This window comes from Pseudonocardia hydrocarbonoxydans, assembly GCF_006539565.1.
In the GTDB taxonomy this organism is placed as follows: Bacteria; Actinomycetota; Actinomycetes; order Mycobacteriales; family Pseudonocardiaceae; genus Pseudonocardia; species Pseudonocardia hydrocarbonoxydans.
The window spans coordinates 1-18193 of the sequence record NZ_BJNG01000053.1; the positions used below are offsets into that span (position 1 = coordinate 1).

Genomic DNA, 18193 nt, shown 5'->3' on the forward strand with positions numbered 1-18193 from the left:
CCGCTACCGGCTGCGCACGCGGGTCGGTTCCGATCTCGCGGCGGGTGCGGAGTTCTGGCGGGCCGAGGACACCGTGCTGCGCCGCGACGTCGCCGTCACGCTGCTGCGGATCCTGGCCCCCGAGCACGGCGCGATCGGCGGCGACGAGGACCCCACGGGCGCCGCCCGCGCCGGCGAGATGATCGTGCGCGCCCTGCGGTCCGGCTCGTTCGAGCACCCCGGCTGCGCCCGGCTGCTCGACGTCCTCGCCCCCGGCGCCCCCGGCCTGCCCGCCGACGTGCTCGGGGCGGCCGTCACGGAGTGGGTCAACGGCCGCAGCCTCGCCGAGGCCGTCGCCGAGGGCATGCTGCGCCCCCTGGCCGCCGCCCGGGCCGTCGTCCCGCTGGCCGCGGCGGCGGAGGAGGCGCACCGGCACGGGTTCGTGCTGGGCTGCGACCACCCGCAGCGCGTCCGCGTCACCCCCGACGGCCGCGCCCGCATGTGCTTCGCGCTGCCCCGGCCCGACCTGCGCCCCGCCGACGACGTCCGCGGCGTGGGCGCGGTCCTGTTCACCCTGCTGACGTCACGCTGGCCCCTGTCCGGTGCCGACGCCGCCCGCGCCGGGCTCGCCGCCGCCGCGCGGACCGCGGGCGGGGCGCTGGAGCCGCCGTCGGCCGTCCGCCCGGGTGTCCCGCTCGAGCTCGACACCGTCGCCCGCGGCACGCTCAGCCCGGAGAACGCGCCCGGCCACGTGCACACCGCGGCGGCGGTGCACCGCGTGCTCGGCGACGTCGTCACCGAGGACGAGCGCAACGCCCTGTTCCCGCCCGTCCACGACGGCGCCCCGTCCGACCCCGACGACGTGTGGCAGGACGGCCGCCCCGCCGACCCGCCCGACCCGGTGCGGCGCAAGCGCCTGCTGGTGGGTCTCGCCGCGCTGGCCGCGGCCGTGCTCCTCGTGCTGGGCTACGTCGGGGTACAGGTCATGACACTGTTCTCCGACCCGTCCACGCCCACGATCGTGGTGGGCCCCGACGCGGCCGGCGCCGAACCCGCCCCCGCCGATGGGGAGGCCGCGGCACCCGCCGGGCCGATCACGGTGGCCGACGTGCGGGTCGTCGACGACGTGGGCGACAGCGACAACGCCAACCGCGTCACCCGCGTCATCGACGGCGACCCGGGCAGCGCGTGGAGCACCGTCACCTACCGCCAGCAGTTCCCCGCGCTCAAGCCGGGCGTCGGGATCATGGCGTCGTTCGCCTCCGCGGTGCAGCTCTCGGAGCTGAGCATCACCTCGCCGAGCGCGGGCACGACGGTGGAGGTGCGGTCGGCCGCCACGGCCGACGCCTCGGTCGACGACACCACGCTGATCACCGAGGCCACGCTGACGGCCGGCACCACGGTGGTGTCCCTCGACGGCAGCCAGCCCGTCGAGCACGTGCTGCTCTGGATCACCGAGCTGGCGCCGGCCGGTGACGGGTTCTCCTCCGAGGTCGGCGAGGTGGAGTTCCGCCGGGCGGGCTGAGTTCTCCCGTTCGGCCACGGGAGGCGGGGTCGCCGACCTACCCTCCGCCCGTGACCACCGCCCGCAGCGACGCGCAGCTGCTCGCCGCGCACCGCGACGGCGACCGCACCGCCTTCGCCGAGCTGGTGGGCCGGCACACCGACCGGATGTGGGGAGTGGCGGTGCAGACGCTCGCCGATCGGGACGCCGCCGACGACGCCGTGCAGGAGGCGCTGCTCTCGGCGCACCGCAACGCCCACCGGTTCCGCGGCGAGGCCTCGGTCCGGACCTGGCTGCACCGCATCCTGGTCAACGCCTGCATCGACCGCATCCGCCGCGACGCCGCCCGCCGCACCGTGCCGTGGCCGTCGCACGACGTCCCGTCCCGCCGCGCCGACACCGCGAGCGAGCTCGCCACGCGGCTGGCCGTCGAGGACGCGCTCGCCGAGCTGCCCACCGAGCAGCGGCTCGCGATCGTGCTGGTCGACGTCCAGGGCTTCTCCGTGGCCGAGGTCGCGGAGATCCTGGACGTGCCCACCGGCACCGTCAAGAGCCGGTGCGCCCGCGGCCGCACCCGGCTCGCGCGGATGCTGGGCCACCTGCGGGAGGAGGCGTGATGGCCGACCCCGCCGACCCCGCCGACCCCGACGCGCCGGACGTCGAGCTGCTCGCCGACCTCGACGCCGGGCTGCTCCCCGCCGACCGGGCCGCCGACGTGCGCCGCGGCGCGTCGTCCGACCCGCGGGCGTCCGCCGTCCTCGACGCCCTGGCCGCCACCCGGGCCGATCTCGCCGCCCTGCCCGCCCCGTCGGCGCCGCCGGACCTGGTCCGCCGCTGGACCGCGACCCTCGCAGCCGCCCCGCCACCGGCCGGAGCCCCGCCCAGCCGCCCGGCCGTGGCCGGGCCGTCACCGCATCGCAGCGCACCCGGACCGGGGCGGGGGCCCGGGCGGGGGAGACCCGCTCGCCCGCGGCCCCGGGCGGCCCGCCGCGGCGCCCTCGCCGCGGCCGCGGTGGCCGTCCTCGCCCTGGTCACCGGCCTGTTCGGCGCACGGGCGGCCGGCCCGCTCGACGTCGGACGCGTGGAGTTGGCCACCGTCGCGCGCTCGACGGTCGGCCTCACCGATCTGGGTGCCCTCGCCGACCCGGCCCGCCGCGACGCCTGCCTGCGCGCGGCCGGGGTCACCGGGGCGACGGTCCTCGGGGGGCGGCAGGTGCGCCTCGACGGGACGCCGGGGGTGCTGCTCGTGTTGCCGACGGGCGAGCTGGGGAGCTTCCGGGTGCTCGTCGTCACCCCGGCGTGCCGGGTGCTCAGCGACGGGACCGTCGGCGGTCGGTAGCCCGGTCCGACGCGGAATGTCGGCTCCTGGGATCGTGTTGAGGGCGATGTACCACCGCACATTCCGACAGGGACGGGGTTTTCCAGTGACCACCGACAAGGTGCACGAGCTGATCATCATCGGCTCCGGGCCGGCCGGCTACACCGCGGCGGTGTACTCCGCACGCGCACAGCTGGCACCGCTGGTCTTCGAGGGCACGCAGTTCGGCGGCGCCCTGATGACCACCACCGAGGTGGAGAACTTCCCCGGCTTCACCGACGGGATCATGGGTCCCGAGCTGATGGAGCAGATGCGGGGGCAGGCCGCCCGCTTCGGGGCCGACCTGCGCGCCGAGGACGTCGAGCGGGTCTCGCTCCACGGCGAGGTCAAGACCGTCGAGGCCAACGGCGTCACCTACCGGGCGCGCGCCGTCATCCTGGCGATGGGCGCGGCCGCGCGGTACCTGAGCGTGCCCGGCGAGCAGGAGCTCCTCGGCCGCGGGGTGTCCTCGTGCGCCACCTGCGACGGGTTCTTCTTCCGCGACCACGACATCGCCGTGGTCGGCGGGGGCGACTCGGCGATGGAGGAGGCCACCTTCCTCACCCGCTTCGCGAAGTCGGTCACCGTGGTGCACCGCCGCGAGGAGTTCCGGGCGTCGAAGATCATGCTGGAGCGCGCGCAGAACGACCCCAAGATGCGCTGGGCGCTCAACGCCGAGGTCGTCGGCGTGCTCGGCGAGGGCAGCGTGTCCGGGCTGCGGCTGCGTGACACCGCCTCCGGCGAGGAGCGCACGCTCGACGCCACCGCGATGTTCGTCGCGATCGGTCACGACCCGCGCAGCGAGCTCGTCAAGGACCAGGTCGAGGTCGACGACGCCGGCTACGTGCAGGTCCGGTCGCCGAGCACCCACACCTCGGTCCCGGGCGTGTTCGCCTGCGGCGACCTCGTCGACCACACCTACCGGCAGGCGATCACCGCGGCCGGTTCCGGATGTTCCGCCGCGATCGACGCCGAGCGCTGGCTCGCCGACGGAGCGGTGAGTACCGAGATGGCGGGCGGTGGCTACGGCCAGGCGTCCGAGCAGGTCGGCGCCGTCACCGGCTGAGACCACCCACCACCCACCAGAAGGAGAACACATGGGTAACAACACCGTCGACGTCACCGACGCCACGTTCGACAGCGACGTCCTCAAGAGCAGCAAGACCGTCGTGGTCGATTTCTGGGCCACCTGGTGCGGCCCGTGCAAGATGGTCGCCCCGGTCCTCGACGAGATCGCCGGCGAGAACAAGGAGAAGCTGACGGTCGCGAAGCTCGACATCGACGCGAACCCCGAGACCGCCCGGACGTTCCAGGTCATGTCCATCCCGACCATGATCGTCTTCCAGGACGGCAAGCCGGTCAAGCAGATCGTCGGCGCCAAGCCGAAGGCCGCTCTGCTCAGCGACCTGGCCGACTACCTGGGCTGATGTCCACGTGTGCCCCGCTCCGGTGGAGCGGGGCACACGCATGTCACGACTCGAACACGCCGGGGAACCGCCCTCCGTCCCCCTTCCGGGTAGCGGCAGGGCACAATGAGCGCCCGGGCCGCCCGGGAACGGGTGGCGTGAGCGACATCGAGTGAGGGGTGCATGCAGCTGTTGCGCCGAGGTGACAGCGGTCGGGCCGTGGTCGAGGTCCGGGCGACGCTGCGGCAGTTCGGCATGCTGCCCGGTCCACGACCCGGCCTGCCGGACGACCTCTTCGACGTCCACGTCGAACAGGCCGTGCGCGCGTTCCAGCAGCGCCGCGGTCTGATCACCGACGGCATCGTCGGCCCGGCCACCTACCGCGCGTTGCGCGAGGCGGGCTGGAGCCTGGGCGACCGGATGCTCGCCCTGATGATCTCCGCGCCGATGAGCGGCGACGACGTCACCGCGCTCCAGGAACGGTTGCTCGAGCTCGGGTTCGACCCGGGCCGGCCGGGCGGGATGTTCGACGAGCGCACCGAGAAGGCCCTGCGGGCGTTCCAGCGCGAGTACGGCCTCGTCCCCGACGGCGTGTGCGGCCCCGCCACACTGCGGTCGCTCAAGCAGCTGGGCCGCAAGGTCACCGGTGGGCGCCCGCACCTGCTGCGCGAGCAGGAGCTGCTGCGTGAGGCCGGGCCCCGCATGCGCGGCAAGCGGATCGTGGTCGACCCCGGCCACGGCGGGCTCGACCACGGCGTCAGCGTCTCCGGCGCCACCGAGGCCGGCCTGATGTGGGATCTCGGCCGCCGCCTCGTCGGGCGGATGACCGCCACCGGGATGGAGGCGATGCTCTCGCGGCGCGAGGACACCTGCCCCTCCGACTGGGAGCGCGCCGAGTTCGCCAACAACGCGGGCGCCGACCTCGTCCTGTCGTTGCACACCGACGGCAACCGCAGCATGCACGCCAACGGCCTGGCCACGTTCCACTTCGGCAACGGCTCGGGCTCCACGTCCACGGTCGGCGAGGCGCTGGCCGGGCTGATCCAGCGCGAGCTGCTCACCCGCACCGCGATGACCGACTGCGGCACCCAGGGCCGCACCTGGGAGCTGCTGCGCCTGACCCGGATGCCGACGGTCCGGATCGAGATCGGGTACCTGACCCACCTCGGCGACCGGCGCAACCTCCTCGACCCGGGATTCCGCGACGTCGTGGCCGAAGGCATCCTCGTCGGCGTCAAGCGGCTCTACCTGCTCGGCCAGAACGATCAGCCGACCGGAACCTTCACGTTCTCCGACGTTCTCGCCCGCGAACTGGAGCGAGGCGGGGCGCAGGCGATCTGAGGGCCCCTCCCCGGTGCCCTCACCTGCGGTGATCCGGGATCGGGCCGCAGCGTTGATCTCAGGACGCCCTGAGATCGCCGCTGCCGGTGATCAGGATCGGGCCGGTACCAGGTCACGTGGGGCGGGTGCCTGCATCGGGATCGTGATCGAGCCCAGCAGTTGCTCCAGTGCGGCCTCGACGTCTTCCTTCCACGTCATCGCCGAACGCAGCTCCATCCGCAGCCGCGGCCACCGGGGATGCGGCCGGACCGTCTTGAAGCCGACGCTGCGCAGGAAGTCGGCCGGGATCATGCAGCCGGGCTCCGTGCCGGGGCGGGCCTCGCCGAAGACCTCGATGGCCTTGACGCCGCGCCGGGTGAGATCCCGCACCACCGCCTGCGCGAGCATCCGGCCGAGCCCCTCGCCCGCGAACTCCGGCATGACCTGCATCGTGGTGAGCAGGACGGCGTCGGCACTGACCGGTCCGGTGGGCAGCTCCGCGGCCCGGGGGGAGGCAGAGGGCGGCGCGTAGATCACGTAGCCGGCCGGGGTGCCGTCGACGTGCACGATCCGCCCGCACGACCCCCACTCCAGCAGGACCTCGGAGACCCAGGCCTCCTTCTCCAGCTCCACCGAGCCGAACTCGACGGCCTGCTTGCCGAGCGTCTCCGACAGCTCCCAGAACACACAGCGACGACACCGCTTGGGCAGATCGTCCAGATTGTCCAGAGTGATCGGAGCAACGTGCCAGGACACAACAACCTCCGGCGGCGAGCTCCCCTGTGCCGCCGCCCGACGCGCCGACCCCCCGACGATAGATCGATCCAGCTCACGGCGGTACCCGTCGTGCTGCGACCGGTGCCTCACCCACGACGAAGGGCCCCTGACCACCCCACCTGGTTACACTCGATCGGATCTCTACCCCGGGAGGAACCGTGTCCGACGCGCTGCCCCAGCCCCACCGACCGTCTGCGGCGGCCCCGGTGGAGCGGTTCGCGGCACGGACCGCGGGGATGACGGCGTCGGAGATCCGGGCACTGTTCGCCGTCGCGAGCCGGCCCGAGGTCGTCTCGCTGGCCGGGGGGATGCCCAACATCGCGGCGCTCCCGCTCGACGCGCTCGCCGTCGAGGTGGCCGATCTCGTCACCCGCGAGGGCCAGGTGGCGCTGCAGTACGGCTCCGCGCAGGGCCGGCCCGAGCTGCGCGAGCAGATCTGCGAGGTGATGGCGCTGGAGGGCATCCGCGCCGATCCCGACGACGTGGTCGTCACCGTCGGATCGCAGATGGCGCTCGACCTCGTCACCCGCATCTACTGCGATCCGGGTGACGTCGTGCTCGCCGAGGGGCCGTCCTACGTCGGGGCGCTCGGCAGCTTCGCGGCGTACCAGGCGCGCGTCGTCCACGTGCAGATGGACGAGCACGGGCTGGTGCCCTCGCTGCTGCGCTCGGCCCTGCACACCCTGGCGCAGCAGGGGATCACGCCGAAGTTCCTCTACACGATCCCGAACTTCCACAACCCGGCCGGCGTCACGCTCGCCGTCGACCGGCGGGCGGAGGTCCTCGCGATCTGCGCCGAGTACGGCGTCGCCGTGGTCGAGGACAACCCCTACGGCCTGCTCGGGTTCAGCGGCACGATCTACCCGGCGCTGCGCTCGATCGACCGCGACGTCGTGTACCTCGGGTCGTTCTCCAAGACCTTCGCCTCCGGACTGCGCGTCGGGTGGGCGCTGGTGCCGCCCGCCGTGCGCGACCGGCTCGTCCTCGCCGCCGAGTCGGCCACGCTGTGCCCGCCGTCGTTCACGCAGATGCTGGTGTCGCGCTACCTCGCCGCGCACGACTGGCGCAGCCAGGTGAAGACCTACTCGGAGGCCTACCGCGAGCGGCGCGACGCGATGCTCCGCGCGCTGGAGACCCACCTCCCCGACGGGTGTACGTGGAACGTCCCCGACGGCGGCTTCTACGTGTGGCTCACCGTGCCCGAGGGCGTCGACACGAAGGCGATGCTGCCCCGCGCCGTCACCGCGCGGGTCGCCTACGCCTCCGGCACCGGCTTCTACGCCGACGGGTTCGGCAGCCGGCAGCTGCGGCTGTCCTACTGCTACCCGACACCTGAACGCATCACCGAGGGCGTGCGGCGACTGGCCGCGGTGCTGGAGGCCGAGCTCGACGTCATGCGCACGTTCGGCACCCCCGCCCGCCTGCCCTCCACGCCACCGGAGCCGCGCGACGGCCCACAGGCGCCGTCGCCGCACACGCCCTAGAACCGGCTACGCCGCCGCCCACCCACGGCTGGCGTGGCGCAGAATGCAGCGGTGACCCAGAGAACGGTGGCCGTGCTGGCCGGTGGGCTGTCCCACGAACGCGAGGTGTCCCTGCGCTCCGGCCGCCGCCTGGCGGCGTCGCTGCGCAAGACTGGGCTGTCGGTCGTCGAGTGGGACGCCGACGCGTCGCTGCTCGGCCGGATCCGCTCCGAACGTCCCGACGCCGTCGCGATCGCCCTGCACGGGGGAGAGGGGGAGAACGGCTCCGTGCAGGCGGTGCTCGACCTGCTCGGCGTTCCGTTCGTCGGCACCCCGGCGGCCGCGTGCCGGCGCGCGTGGGACAAGCCGACGGCGAAGGCGGAGCTGCAGCGCGCCGGGCTCACCACCCCGGACTGGGTGGCGCTGCCGCACAGCACGTTCCGCGAGTTCGGCGCGCAGGCCGTCCTCGGGGCGATGGTCGAGCGGCTCGGGCTGCCCCTGATGGTGAAGCCGGACCAGGGCGGCTCCGCGCTCGGGGCCCAGGTCGTCCGCGACGAGGCCGACCTCCCGGCCGCGATGGTCAGCTGCCTGGCCTACGCCGACACCGTGCTCGCCGAGCGGTTCGTCGTCGGCACGGAGGTGGCCGTCGCGGTGGTCCACGACGGGGCCGAGCCGCGGGCGCTGCCCCCGGTCGAGGTCGACGCCGCGGGGGGCGTCTACGACTACACCGCCCGCTACACCCCCGGCGCCACGACGTTCCACTGCCCGGCGCGGCTCGACCCCGCCACCGTCGACGCCCTGCAGGACGCGGCGCTCGCCGCCCACGGGCTGCTCGGTCTGCGCGACGTCTCCCGCCTCGACGCGGTCGTCGACGAGGAGGGCCGCGTGCAGATCCTGGAGGTCAACGTCTCGCCCGGGTTGACCGACACCTCGCTCCTGCCGACCGCCGCCGCCGCGGACGGCATCGAGCTCGGGGACCTCTACGCGGCGCTCGTCGAACGCGCGGTGGAGCGCGGACACTGACGATGTTTCACGTGGAACAGTCGGCGCGCTGTTTCACGTGAAACAGCACGCCGGTCACTCGCGGGGTGCGGAGCGGTTCATCAGACCGGCGATCCGCTCGAGGTCGTCGACCGAGCCGAACTCGACGACGATCCGTCCCTTGCGCTGACCAAGCTCCACCTTCACGCGCGTGTCGAACGCGTCGGACAGCTTCTCCGCGAGCTCCTGCAGACCGGGGGCCTGCATCGGACGGCGCCGGACCGGCTTGGCCGTCGGGGTCTCCCGGCGGGCGAGGACGACCGCCTCCTCGGTGGCGCGCACCGACATCCCCTCCGCGACGATCCGCGTGGCGAGGTCCTCCTGGACGCTCGCGTCGTCGAGACCGAGCAGGGCGCGGGCGTGGCCGGCGGAAAGCACCCCGGCCGCCACGCGCCGCTGGACCGACACCGGCAGCTTCAACAACCGGATCGTGTTGGTCACGACCGGGCGGCTGCGGCCGAGGCGATCGGCCAGCTCGGTGTGCGTGACGCCGAACTCGGCGAGCAGCTGCTCGTAGGCGGCCGCCTCCTCGAGCGGGTTGAGCTGGACGCGGTGGATGTTCTCCAGCAGCGCGTCGCGGAGCATGACGTCGTCGCCGGTGCTGCGGACGATGGCCGGGATGCGCTCCAACCCGGCGCGTTGCGTGGCCCGCCACCGGCGCTCGCCCATGACGAGCTGGTACGAGCCGGGGGAGACCTCGCGCACGACGACGGGCTGCAGCAGCCCGAACTCGCGGATGGAGTGCTCCAGCTCCGCGAGCGCCTCCTCGTCGAACTGCGTGCGCGGCTGCTGCGGGTTCGGGTGGATGGCCGCGACGGCGATCTCCCGGTACTCCGCGCCCTCGACCGCGCTCGGCCCGTCGTCCGGGGACCCGTTCGGCGCCTCCGGTTCCGGACCCCGCCAGTCGGGCGGGAGCTGGTCGCGCGTGCGCAGCGACATGTCGCCCGCGGCCGGGCCGACGATGATCGGGCTCGACGGCCCGGTGGGGATCAGAGCCGCCAACCCCCGACCCAGCCCGCCCTTGCGCTCCGGGGACTTCCGCTCGGCCACCGTCGTCACCGCCCGTCGGTCCGGATGCGCCCGGTCGCGCCGCGTTCGGCGATCTCCCGGGCGGCATCGACGTAGCTCATCGCGCCGCGGGAGCCGGGGTCGTACGAGAGCACCGTCTGGCTGTACCCGGGCGCCTCGGAGACCTTGACGCTGCGGGGGATGACGGTGCGCAGCGCCGTGGGGCCGAAGTGGCTGCGGACCTCGGAGGTGACCTGGTCGGCCAGTTTGGTGCGGCCGTCGTACATCGTCAGCAGGATCGTGGACACGTGCAGGTCGGTGTTGAGGTGCGCGCGGACCAGGTCGATGTTGCTGAGCAGCTGTCCCAGCCCCTCCAGCGCGTAGTACTCGCACTGGATCGGGATGAGCACCTCGTCGGCGGCCACGAGCGCGTTGACGGTGAGCAGCCCCAGCGACGGCGGGCAGTCGATGAACACGTAGTCGACGCCGATCTCGTCGAGCGCCTCCCGGGAGAGGGCCTGCTTGAGCCGCCCCTCGCGGGCCACCATGCTGACGAGTTCGATCTCGGCGCCGGCCAGGTCGATCGTGGCCGGGATGCACAGCAGGTTGGGCGACGCCGTGCTGCGCACCGTGGCCTCGGCGAGGCGGATCTCCCCGAGCAGCACCTCGTAGACCGACGGCGTTCCCAGGCGGTGCTCGACGCCCAGCGCGGTCGAGGCGTTGCCCTGCGGGTCGAGGTCGATGACCAGGACGCGCACCCCGTGCATCGCGAGCGCCGCGGCCAGGTTGACGGTGCTGGTCGTCTTGCCGACGCCGCCCTTCTGGTTCGCGACCGTCAGCAGCCGGCGGTGGACCGGTCGCGGCATGCCGTGCCGGTCCGGGTGCAGCACCCGCGCCGCCCGTTCCGCCTCCTCGGCGATCGGCGTCCACTCCGGTGTTTCACGTGAAACATGTTGCTCGGTCACTGTCCGCTCCTCGCTGACGCTCGTCACGGCCGCTGCCTTCAACGGTGACCTGGCCAGCTCGGTCACGTCCACGAACCCTCCTTCGGGCGGCGCGTCATCGTCTGTCGCGACGAGCCGGTCGACCCGTGCCCCGCACCCGCTCCACCACGACGACCGTGGTGGGTGGGTCGACGGTACCGGTGCCACACCGCACGATCTCCGCATCCCCACCGCCGAGCCTGCGTACGGCCACGGCGTCGCGGGCGACCTCGTCGGCGGCGGAGGCTCCCTTCACCGCGAGCAACCGGCCTCCCGTCCGCAGGAGGGGGAGCGCCCAGCCGGCGAGGCGGTGCAACGGAGCGACGGCCCGGGCGGTCACCACGTCGGCCCCCTCCCACCGCCGTCGCACGGCGGGATCCTCGACCCGGCCGCGGTCGACCCGGACGTCGAGCCCGAGATCGGCGACCACCTCGTCGAGCCAGTCGACCCGGCGGGCGAGCGGCTCGACGAGTGCGACCTGCAGGTCGGGGCGGGCGAGCGCCAACGGAATCCCGGGCAGGCCCGCACCCGAGCCGACGTCCACCAGACGTGCACCCTCCGGCAGCAGCTCGGCGACGACGGCGCAGTTGAGGACGTGCCGGTCCCAGATCCGCGGGGCCTCCCGGGGGCCGATCAGCCCCCGCTCGACGCCCGAGGTGACGAGATGCTCGGCGTAGCGCCGGGCGAGGGGGAGGCGGTCGCCGAAGACGCGCTCGGCGACCGCCGGGTCGACCGCGAGATCGACCTCAGCCATTGCGGAAGACGACGACCTGGCGTCGCGGCTCCTCGCCCTCGCTCTCACTGGACACGCCCTTCACCCGGGCGACGGCGTCGTGCACGACCTTCCGCTCGAACGGCGTCATCGGCCGCAGCCGGGCCGGCTCGCCGGACTCGAGGACGTCCTTCGCCGTGCGGGTGCCCATCTCGGTCAGCTCGTCGCGACGGCCCTGGCGCCATCCCGCGATGTCGAGCATCAGCCGGCTGCGGTTGCCCGACTCCTGCTGCACCGCCAGGCGGGTGAGCTCCTGGAGCGCCTCGAGCACCGCTCCGCGGTCGCCGACCAGCTTGTTGAGGTCGTCACCGCCGTCGATGCTGACGATCGCCCGGCCGGCCTCGACGTCGAGGTCGATGTCGCCGTCGAAGTCGAGCACGTCGAGCAGCCGCTCCAGGTAGTCACCGGCGATGTCGCCCTCGCGGACGAGCTGGTCCTCCGCCGTGGTGGCCGCCTTCGGCGGAGCGGCGGCGGTGTCCTCGGCCGTACCGTCCTGCGCAGTCTGGGGCACGATGCGTCTCCTCTCCGAGATGGGCCGGTGCCACCCGGATGGTCCCGGATGACACCGTTACGGCCGCCGACGCGGGCGACCGCAGGTGGTTCGTGGGTCAGCGGCGCTTGCCCTTGCGGCGCGCCGGGGGGCGGGAGCCGCCCCCGCCTGCGCGGCGGGCGGCGGCACCGGCCGAGCTGCCGCTCTTCGGGCCCGCGCCGTTGGCGGTGCTGCCGTTGGACGCGGCGCCACCGGCGGGCGCGCCGTCGGCGCTGCCGTTGGTCCCGTTGGTCGAGGCCGCCGGCGTCTTGCGCAGGACCGGCTTGGCCCCGGGGGTCTTCGACGGCTCGGCCGGGGTGGTCTCGGGCCGCAGCGGCTTCTGCCCCGGCTTGGGGGCGCGCGCCTTGCTCTCGGTGACCGCCTTCTCGCGGGCCGCCGACTCCTCGACGTCGATGCGCTTGTAGACGACGTACTGCTGGCCCAGCGTCCACAGGTTGTTGGCGACCCAGTAGAGCAGCACCGCGAGCGGCAGGAACGGGGCACCGACGACGACACCGATGGGGAAGACGTAGAGCATCAGCTTGTTCATGATCGCGGTCTGCGGGTTCTCGCCCTGCGCCGCGGTCTGCCGCGCCACCGAGTGGCGGGCCGTGATGTGGGTGAAGATGCCCGCCGCGATCATCAGCGGGATCATGACGATCAGCATCGCCGGCAGGGAGGTGCCCGCCCGCTCGAGGGCCTGCGGGTCGTCCCAGAGCTGGAAGGGCCAGCTGCCCAGATTGGCGCCGAAGAAGTCGGCCCGGATGAAGGAGTTGACCTCGTCCTGGCCGAAGAAGTAGTTCTCGGTGCGTGGTGTGCGCCCGTCGGGGTTGAGCGGGGTGAAGTTGCGCAGTACCTGGAACAGGCCGATGAACACCGGGACCTGCACGAGCACCGGGAGGCAACCGGCCAGCGGGTTGACGCCGTGGTCCTTCTGCAGGCGCTGCATCTCTTCGGCCTGCTTCTGCCGGTCGTTCGCGTACTTCTTGCGGAGCTTGGCGATCTCCGGCTGGAACTCCTGCATCTTGCGCATGGAGCGGACCTGGCTGACGAACGGCTTGTAGAGGATCGCGCGCAGGGTGAAGACGAGGAAGACGACCGACAGCGCCCAGGCGATCCCGTTGTCGGCGCCCATGACCGCGCCGAACACCTTGTGCCAGGCCCAGAGGATGAACGAGACCGGGTAGTAGATGAAGTTCAGCACGGCGCTTGCTCCTCGTGGTGGTTCGGTCGGGCCGGAACCAGGTCGATACCGCCAGGGTGCCACGGCGCGCACTTGAGCAGGCGCCGGAGCGTGAGCCAGGAACCGCGCAGCGCCCCGTGCACCTGCAGCGCCTCCACGGCGTAGCTGCTGCAGGTGGGGTGGAAGCGGCACACGGGGGGGAACGCGGGGGAGACGTAGGTCTGGTAGCCGCGCAGCAGGGCGATCAGGGGGCGGGCCGCGCGCGAGGTCGTCATCGCTGCACGCCGTCGGGCCGCCGGGCACCTGGGAGCTTGCGGAGCGCGCCGCGCAGACCCGCGTCGAGGTCGACGGCCAGCTCGGCCGAGGTGGCCTCCGCCGCGGGGGGCAGCGCCCGCACCACGACGCATGCCCCGGCGGGCAGCGAGGCCAGCCGGGGTGCGAGGAGATGGCGCAGACGCCGGGACACGCGGTGGCGCACGACGGCACCCCCCACGGCCCGGCTCACGACGAGACCGGCGCGCGGCGTGGCGTCGGTGTCTCCCATGATCTGCAGATGAACGACCATCCGGGGCCGGCCGCTGCGGCGACCCCTGCGGATGACCGAGGCGAACTCGTCGCCACCGGTCAGTCGGGATCGGGCCGGCAGCACCGGCGGGGCCGGATCAGGCCGAGATCTTGTCGCGGCCCTTGCCGCGACGGGCGGCGAGGATCGCGCGGCCGGCGCGGGTGCGCATGCGCAGCCGGAAACCGTGCGTGCGCGAACGGCGGCGGTTGTTCGGCTGGAAGGTGCGCTTGCCCTTGCTCACGGTCGGCTCTCCATGCTCGACGGCGCGGGGACCTGCGACGCGGACTTCCGCGACGCGTCCGCCGTCCGCTGTGGTGTCGGAACGGTGTGACTACTTGTGGTGCGTGCTGTTCGACGTGCTGGCGCACACGGAACCCGCAGCACTCCTGGGCCCAGGGTACGCAGCCCGCTCGCGGAGGGTCAAACCACCCCGTCACCCGTACGCAGGTCGCGGTGCGGCGACGGCTTGTGGCAGCCGTGGGGTGTTGTTACCTTGCCCCCTCACAGTTCGATCCGGGGGGATCGGTCGCATCGGAGGGGGACATCCGGGCCCGCACGCGTCGCGTGCCGCGTGCCCGCGTACGGTCCTGCTCACAGGTGTGGACAAGTCTGGGGATGGGCTCCCCGTCCGGCCCGACGCGGCCAGAGGATCGAGGACGGAAGGGGGTCGGTGTGGCTGACCAGCCGGGCGACCTCGGACAGGTCTGGAACCGCGTCATCGCCGATCTCTCCGGCGCCGCGGGCGGCCCCAACTCCCTGCAGGCCCTGTCCTCACAGCAGCGCGCGTTCCTGCGCCTGACCCGCCCCCTGGGCCTCATCGACGGCACCGCGCTGCTCGCCGCACCGAGCGAGTTCGCCAAGAACGCGATCGAGCGGGTGCTGCGCCAGCCCATCAGCGACGCGCTGGGCCGCCATCTCGGCGTCACCGTCAACCTCGCCGTCGTCGTCGACGCCTCGGCCGCGTCGGGAGGTACCGAGGTGCCCGACCCGCCCGGTCGCGACACCGGCCCGCCCCCGCGCGAGCACCGCCCGGTCGACGGCCGCGACGCCGACGGCACCGGGCCGCTGCCCGTCCGCGCGGCGGGCTTCGACACCGCGGGCGCGGTGGCCGGCGCGAACGGCGACACACCCGACCACCGCCCCGGCCCGCCGCTGGCCGTCGACCCGCCGCCGCGCGTCGACGAGCCGGGGCAGCCCGAGGGCCGCACCACCGACGGGCGCATGCCCGACGGCCGCCTCGGCGACGGCCGCGCCGACGTCTGGCCCACCTACTCCGCGCCGCACGCGAGCGAGCCCGCGGCCGCGCCGCGCTCGCAGTCGCGCCTCAACGAGAAGTACATCTTCGACACCTTCGTCATCGGGGCGTCGAACCGGTTCAGCCACGCCGCCGCCGTCGCGGTCGCCGAGCAGCCGGCGCGGGCGTACAACCCGCTGTTCATCTGGGGCGACTCCGGGCTGGGCAAGACCCACCTGCTGCACGCCGTCGGGCACTACGCGCAGCGGCTGTTCCCCGGCATGCGCGTGCGGTACGTGTCCACCGAGGAGTTCACGAACGACTTCATCAACTCCCTGCGCGACGACCGCAAGGTCGCCTTCCAGCGCCGCTACCGCGACGTCGACGTGCTGCTGGTCGACGACATCCAGTTCCTGGAGGGCAAGGAGGGGACCCAGGAGGAGTTCTTCCACACCTTCAACACCCTGCACAACGCGAACAAGCAGATCGTCGTGTCCTCCGACCGGCCGCCCAAGCGCCTGGAGACCCTCGAGGACCGGATGCGCACGCGGTTCGAGTGGGGCCTGATCACCGACATCCAGCCGCCCGAGCTGGAGACGCGCATCGCGATCCTGCGCAAGAAGGCCGCCCAGGACCGCCTCGCCGTCCCCGACGACGTGCTGTCCTTCATCGCCGAGCGCATCGAGCGCAACATCCGCGAGCTCGAGGGCGCGCTGATCCGGGTCACGGCGTTCGCGTCGCTCAACCGCCAGCCCGTCGACACCCAGCTCGCCGAGATCGTGCTGCGCGACCTCATCCCCGACTCGGGCGCCTCCGAGATCACCGCGTCGACGATCATGGGCGTCACCGCCGAGTTCTTCGGTGTGACGATGGACGAGCTGTGCGGGCCGGGCAAGACCAAGGCGCTCGCCCAGTCGCGCCAGATCGCCATGTATCTGTGCCGCGAGCTCACCGACCTGTCGCTGCCCCGGATCGGGCAGACCTTCGGCGGCCGCGACCACACCACCGTCATGCACGCGGACAAGAAGATCCGCAACGAGATCGCGCAGCGCCGCAAGACCTTCGAACAGGTCCAGGAACTGACGGCGCGGATCAAGCAGCGCGCGCGCCACTGACCGTTCCCGCGGTCACCGTGATCGTCGCGAGATGTGCGCGGCCCCCTTCACGTCGCGCGGATCCGGCTCCCGATTCCACGGGACGGTCGAGGGCCGGCCGTCTTCTCACGGCGGCGACGCGCCACGGACCCGGCCCCGGCGATTCGCCGACGGCACCCGACCGTTCGGCGTCGCGCGGCCGACGTTCGGCGCCGGACGGCGCGTCGATCTCGGACGGAGCGTGACCGGTGTGGTGACGCAGCGTTGACGTCGTGAGGCGCACGGGAACTGCGTGAGTTCCCCGCCTCCACGCGGCCACGTCGAGCGCGACGATCCCGTCGCCCTCCGTCCCCGCGCGACCACGCTTTCACCCACATCTGGGGACAACTCTGTGGATTGCCGGGCGTGGACCGGTGGACGGACGGCCGTGAATCGGTGGACAACCGGTGTTCATCCGGGGGACAACCCGGAGGCCCCGCCGGCCGTCCACCGGGTGCCCGAGGTGTCCCCCGGCCGTCCCATGGCCGGGTCCACAGGACGCCACACCGTCTGAGCTGCGACGATGCGCTCCATCCACACAACACACAGGTGTGAGTACTACTGCTGGATCTCTCTTCTTCATGAACTACAAGAAGAACAAGCGTGTGGATCGACCCCCGGCGGGGCCGCCTCCGGGCGGGATGACACCCGCCGCCGGGAGGCTCTACGGTGGTGCTCCTCCCGGCTTCCCGTCCGACCGGTGAGTCCTTCCCCGCCCGCGAGAGGTCCCCGCCATGAAGTTCCGGGTCGAACGCGACGTCCTGGCCGACGCCGCCGCGTGGGTGGCGCGCAGCCTCCCGGCGCGGCCGCCGGTCCCCGTGCTCGGCGGGGTGCTGGTCGAGGCGAGCAGCGGGGGCGACGGCGACCGGCTGACGGTCTCCGGGTTCGACTACGAGACCTCCGCGCGCGTCGAGCTCGACGCGACGATCGGCGACCCGGGCCGGGTGCTCGTGTCGGGCCGCCTGCTGGCCGACATCACCCGCGCGCTGCCCTCGAAGCCGGTCGACCTCGTCGTCGACGGGGCGCGCGCGACGATCAACTGCGGCAACAGCCGGTTCAGCCTCCCCACGATGCCGGTCGAGGACTACCCGCAGCTGCCCGCGATGCCCCAGCACGCGGGCACCGTCGCGGGCACCGACCTCGCCGAGGCCGTGGCCCAGGTGGCGGTGGCGGCCGGTCGCGACGACACGCTGCCGATGCTCACTGGCATCCGGCTGGAGATCGAGGGCAGCCGGCTCACCCTCGCGGCCACCGACCGGTTCCGGCTCGCGGTCCGGGAGCTGGACTGGGAGCCCGGCGAGGACCTGGCGACGGGCTCGGTCGCGGTGCTGATCCCCGCGAAGACGCTCTCCGACGTCGCGAAGTCGCTCGCCGGTGCCGGGCGCGTCGAGATCTCGCTGTCCGCGGGGGACGGGATGCTCGGCATCACCGGCGGTGGCCGCCGGGCCACCACCCGCCTGCTCGACGCGGAGTTCCCCCGCTTCCGCCAGCTCATCCCGGCCGAGCACACGAGCGCCGCGGTGCTCGAGGTCGCGCCGCTGGTCGAGGCGATCAAGCGCGTGCAGCTGGTCACCGACCGCGTCGCCCAGGTGCGGATGGAGTTCGGCGAGGACGGGCTGCGCCTCGCGGCGGGCGGCGACGAGGTCGGCAGCGCCGAGGAGGAGCTCCCCTGCGAGCTCGACGGCGCCCCGCTGACGATCGCGTTCAACCCGAGCTACCTGCTCGACTCGCTCGGCGCGCTGCACACCGACCGCGCGCAGCTGACGTTCACCACGCCGAACCGACCCGCGCTCGTCCGCCCGGTCCCCGCGCCGCCCGCCGGCGACGACAGCGGCGGCGGCGGCGCAGACGCCGTCCCCGGATACCTGCACCTGTTGATGCCCGTCCGCCTCCCCGGCTGAGCAGCCCGGACCGCGGCGTCACCCCGAGAACCAGGAGA

General features: G+C 73.3%; 19 protein-coding genes. 10 read left to right on the forward strand and 9 right to left on the reverse strand.

Annotation, left to right across the window (positions count from 1 at the left end; translation table 11 throughout):
• The 6 genes from PHY01_RS26740 to PHY01_RS24590 form a co-directional block, all read left to right on the forward strand.
• Positions 1–1504 (forward strand): protein kinase family protein (locus PHY01_RS26740; RefSeq protein ID WP_170183966.1); only part of this gene is annotated, 1504 nt, incomplete at its 5' end.
• Between the two features lie 50 nt (positions 1505–1554).
• Positions 1555–2100 (forward strand): RNA polymerase sigma factor SigM, encoded by a 546-nt coding sequence (gene sigM, locus PHY01_RS24570; protein ID WP_218030328.1) that lies wholly within the window; start codon positions 1555–1557, stop codon positions 2098–2100.
• Entirely contained in the window at positions 2100–2822 is a 723-nt protein-coding gene (locus tag PHY01_RS24575; protein WP_141282402.1) for an RsmA family anti-sigma factor, read from the forward strand. The genes sigM and PHY01_RS24575 overlap by 1 nt, the downstream gene beginning before the upstream one ends.
• Before the next feature lie 85 nt (positions 2823–2907).
• Positions 2908–3906 (forward strand): thioredoxin-disulfide reductase, encoded by a 999-nt coding sequence (trxB, locus tag PHY01_RS24580; RefSeq protein ID WP_141282404.1) that lies wholly within the window; start codon positions 2908–2910, stop codon positions 3904–3906.
• 31 nt (positions 3907–3937) lie between these two features.
• Positions 3938–4267, forward strand: coding sequence for a thioredoxin (gene trxA, locus PHY01_RS24585; RefSeq protein ID WP_141282406.1), 330 nt, complete (start codon positions 3938–3940; stop codon positions 4265–4267).
• Between the two features lie 162 nt (positions 4268–4429).
• On the forward strand, positions 4430–5587 hold the full coding sequence (locus PHY01_RS24590; RefSeq protein ID WP_141282408.1) for an N-acetylmuramoyl-L-alanine amidase: 1158 nt from the start codon (positions 4430–4432) through the stop codon (positions 5585–5587).
• A 90-nt stretch (positions 5588–5677) separates the two neighbouring features.
• On the opposite strand, the gene PHY01_RS24595 is transcribed toward PHY01_RS24590, so the two are convergent.
• Positions 5678–6322 carry a GNAT family N-acetyltransferase gene (locus tag PHY01_RS24595; protein WP_141282410.1) on the reverse strand — a complete coding sequence of 215 codons (645 nt, stop codon included), beginning with the start codon at positions 6320–6322 and terminating at the stop codon, positions 5678–5680.
• A gap of 179 nt (positions 6323–6501) precedes the next feature.
• Between PHY01_RS24595 and PHY01_RS24600 the strand changes: the two genes are divergently transcribed.
• Entirely contained in the window at positions 6502–7827 is a 1326-nt protein-coding gene (locus PHY01_RS24600) for an aminotransferase-like domain-containing protein (RefSeq protein ID WP_246086133.1), read from the forward strand.
• 51 nt (positions 7828–7878) lie between these two features.
• Positions 7879–8829, forward strand: coding sequence for a D-alanine--D-alanine ligase family protein (locus PHY01_RS24605; protein ID WP_141282414.1), 951 nt, complete (start codon positions 7879–7881; stop codon positions 8827–8829).
• A gap of 54 nt (positions 8830–8883) precedes the next feature.
• Here the strand turns inward: PHY01_RS24605 and PHY01_RS24610 are convergent, their stop codons facing one another.
• The 8 genes from PHY01_RS24610 to rpmH form a co-directional block, all read right to left on the reverse strand.
• Entirely contained in the window at positions 8884–9897 is a 1014-nt protein-coding gene (locus tag PHY01_RS24610) for a ParB/RepB/Spo0J family partition protein (protein WP_246086134.1), read from the reverse strand.
• A 5-nt stretch (positions 9898–9902) separates the two neighbouring features.
• Complete coding sequence (locus PHY01_RS24615; protein WP_141282445.1) at positions 9903–10820, reverse strand: ParA family protein; 918 nt, start codon at positions 10818–10820, stop codon at positions 9903–9905.
• A gap of 94 nt (positions 10821–10914) precedes the next feature.
• Positions 10915–11592 (reverse strand): 16S rRNA (guanine(527)-N(7))-methyltransferase RsmG, encoded by a 678-nt coding sequence (gene rsmG / locus PHY01_RS24620; protein WP_141282416.1) that lies wholly within the window; start codon positions 11590–11592, stop codon positions 10915–10917.
• On the reverse strand, positions 11585–12121 hold the full coding sequence (locus PHY01_RS24625) for a Jag family protein (protein ID WP_141282417.1): 537 nt from the start codon (positions 12119–12121) through the stop codon (positions 11585–11587). The genes rsmG and PHY01_RS24625 overlap by 8 nt, the downstream gene beginning before the upstream one ends.
• Before the next feature lie 97 nt (positions 12122–12218).
• On the reverse strand, positions 12219–13343 hold the full coding sequence (gene yidC / locus PHY01_RS24630) for a membrane protein insertase YidC (protein WP_141282419.1): 1125 nt from the start codon (positions 13341–13343) through the stop codon (positions 12219–12221).
• Positions 13337–13597, reverse strand: a complete 261-nt coding sequence (yidD, locus tag PHY01_RS24635; protein WP_141282421.1) for a membrane protein insertion efficiency factor YidD — start codon at positions 13595–13597, stop codon at positions 13337–13339. Before yidD ends, yidC begins: the two co-directional genes overlap by 7 nt.
• Positions 13594–13971, reverse strand: a complete 378-nt coding sequence (gene rnpA / locus PHY01_RS24640) for a ribonuclease P protein component (RefSeq protein WP_141282423.1) — start codon at positions 13969–13971, stop codon at positions 13594–13596. Before rnpA ends, yidD begins: the two co-directional genes overlap by 4 nt.
• Positions 13972–13984: 13 nt before the next feature.
• Positions 13985–14128, reverse strand: a complete 144-nt coding sequence (gene rpmH, locus PHY01_RS24645; protein WP_141282425.1) for a 50S ribosomal protein L34 — start codon at positions 14126–14128, stop codon at positions 13985–13987.
• A gap of 431 nt (positions 14129–14559) precedes the next feature.
• Between rpmH and dnaA the strand changes: the two genes are divergently transcribed.
• Entirely contained in the window at positions 14560–16236 is a 1677-nt protein-coding gene (gene dnaA, locus PHY01_RS24650) for a chromosomal replication initiator protein DnaA (protein ID WP_141282428.1), read from the forward strand.
• Positions 16237–16988: 752 nt separating this feature from the next.
• On the forward strand, positions 16989–18155 hold the full coding sequence (dnaN, locus tag PHY01_RS24655) for a DNA polymerase III subunit beta (RefSeq protein ID WP_141282430.1): 1167 nt from the start codon (positions 16989–16991) through the stop codon (positions 18153–18155).
• Positions 18156–18193: the final 38 nt, after the last annotated feature.

Excerpts from the sequence above, each read along its gene's own strand:
- PHY01_RS24590 (WP_141282408.1), top strand. The coding sequence starts at position 4,430 with ATGCAGCTGTTGCGCCGAGGTGACAGCGGTCGGGCCGTGGTCGAGGTC.
- dnaN (WP_141282430.1), top strand. The coding sequence starts at position 16,989 with ATGAAGTTCCGGGTCGAACGCGACGTCCTGGCCGACGCCGCCGCGTGG.
- PHY01_RS24575 (WP_141282402.1), top strand. The coding sequence starts at position 2,100 with ATGGCCGACCCCGCCGACCCCGCCGACCCCGACGCGCCGGACGTCGAG.
- rsmG (WP_141282416.1), bottom strand. The coding sequence starts at position 11,592 with ATGGCTGAGGTCGATCTCGCGGTCGACCCGGCGGTCGCCGAGCGCGTC.
- yidD (WP_141282421.1), bottom strand. The coding sequence starts at position 13,597 with ATGACGACCTCGCGCGCGGCCCGCCCCCTGATCGCCCTGCTGCGCGGC.
- trxA (WP_141282406.1), top strand. The coding sequence starts at position 3,938 with ATGGGTAACAACACCGTCGACGTCACCGACGCCACGTTCGACAGCGAC.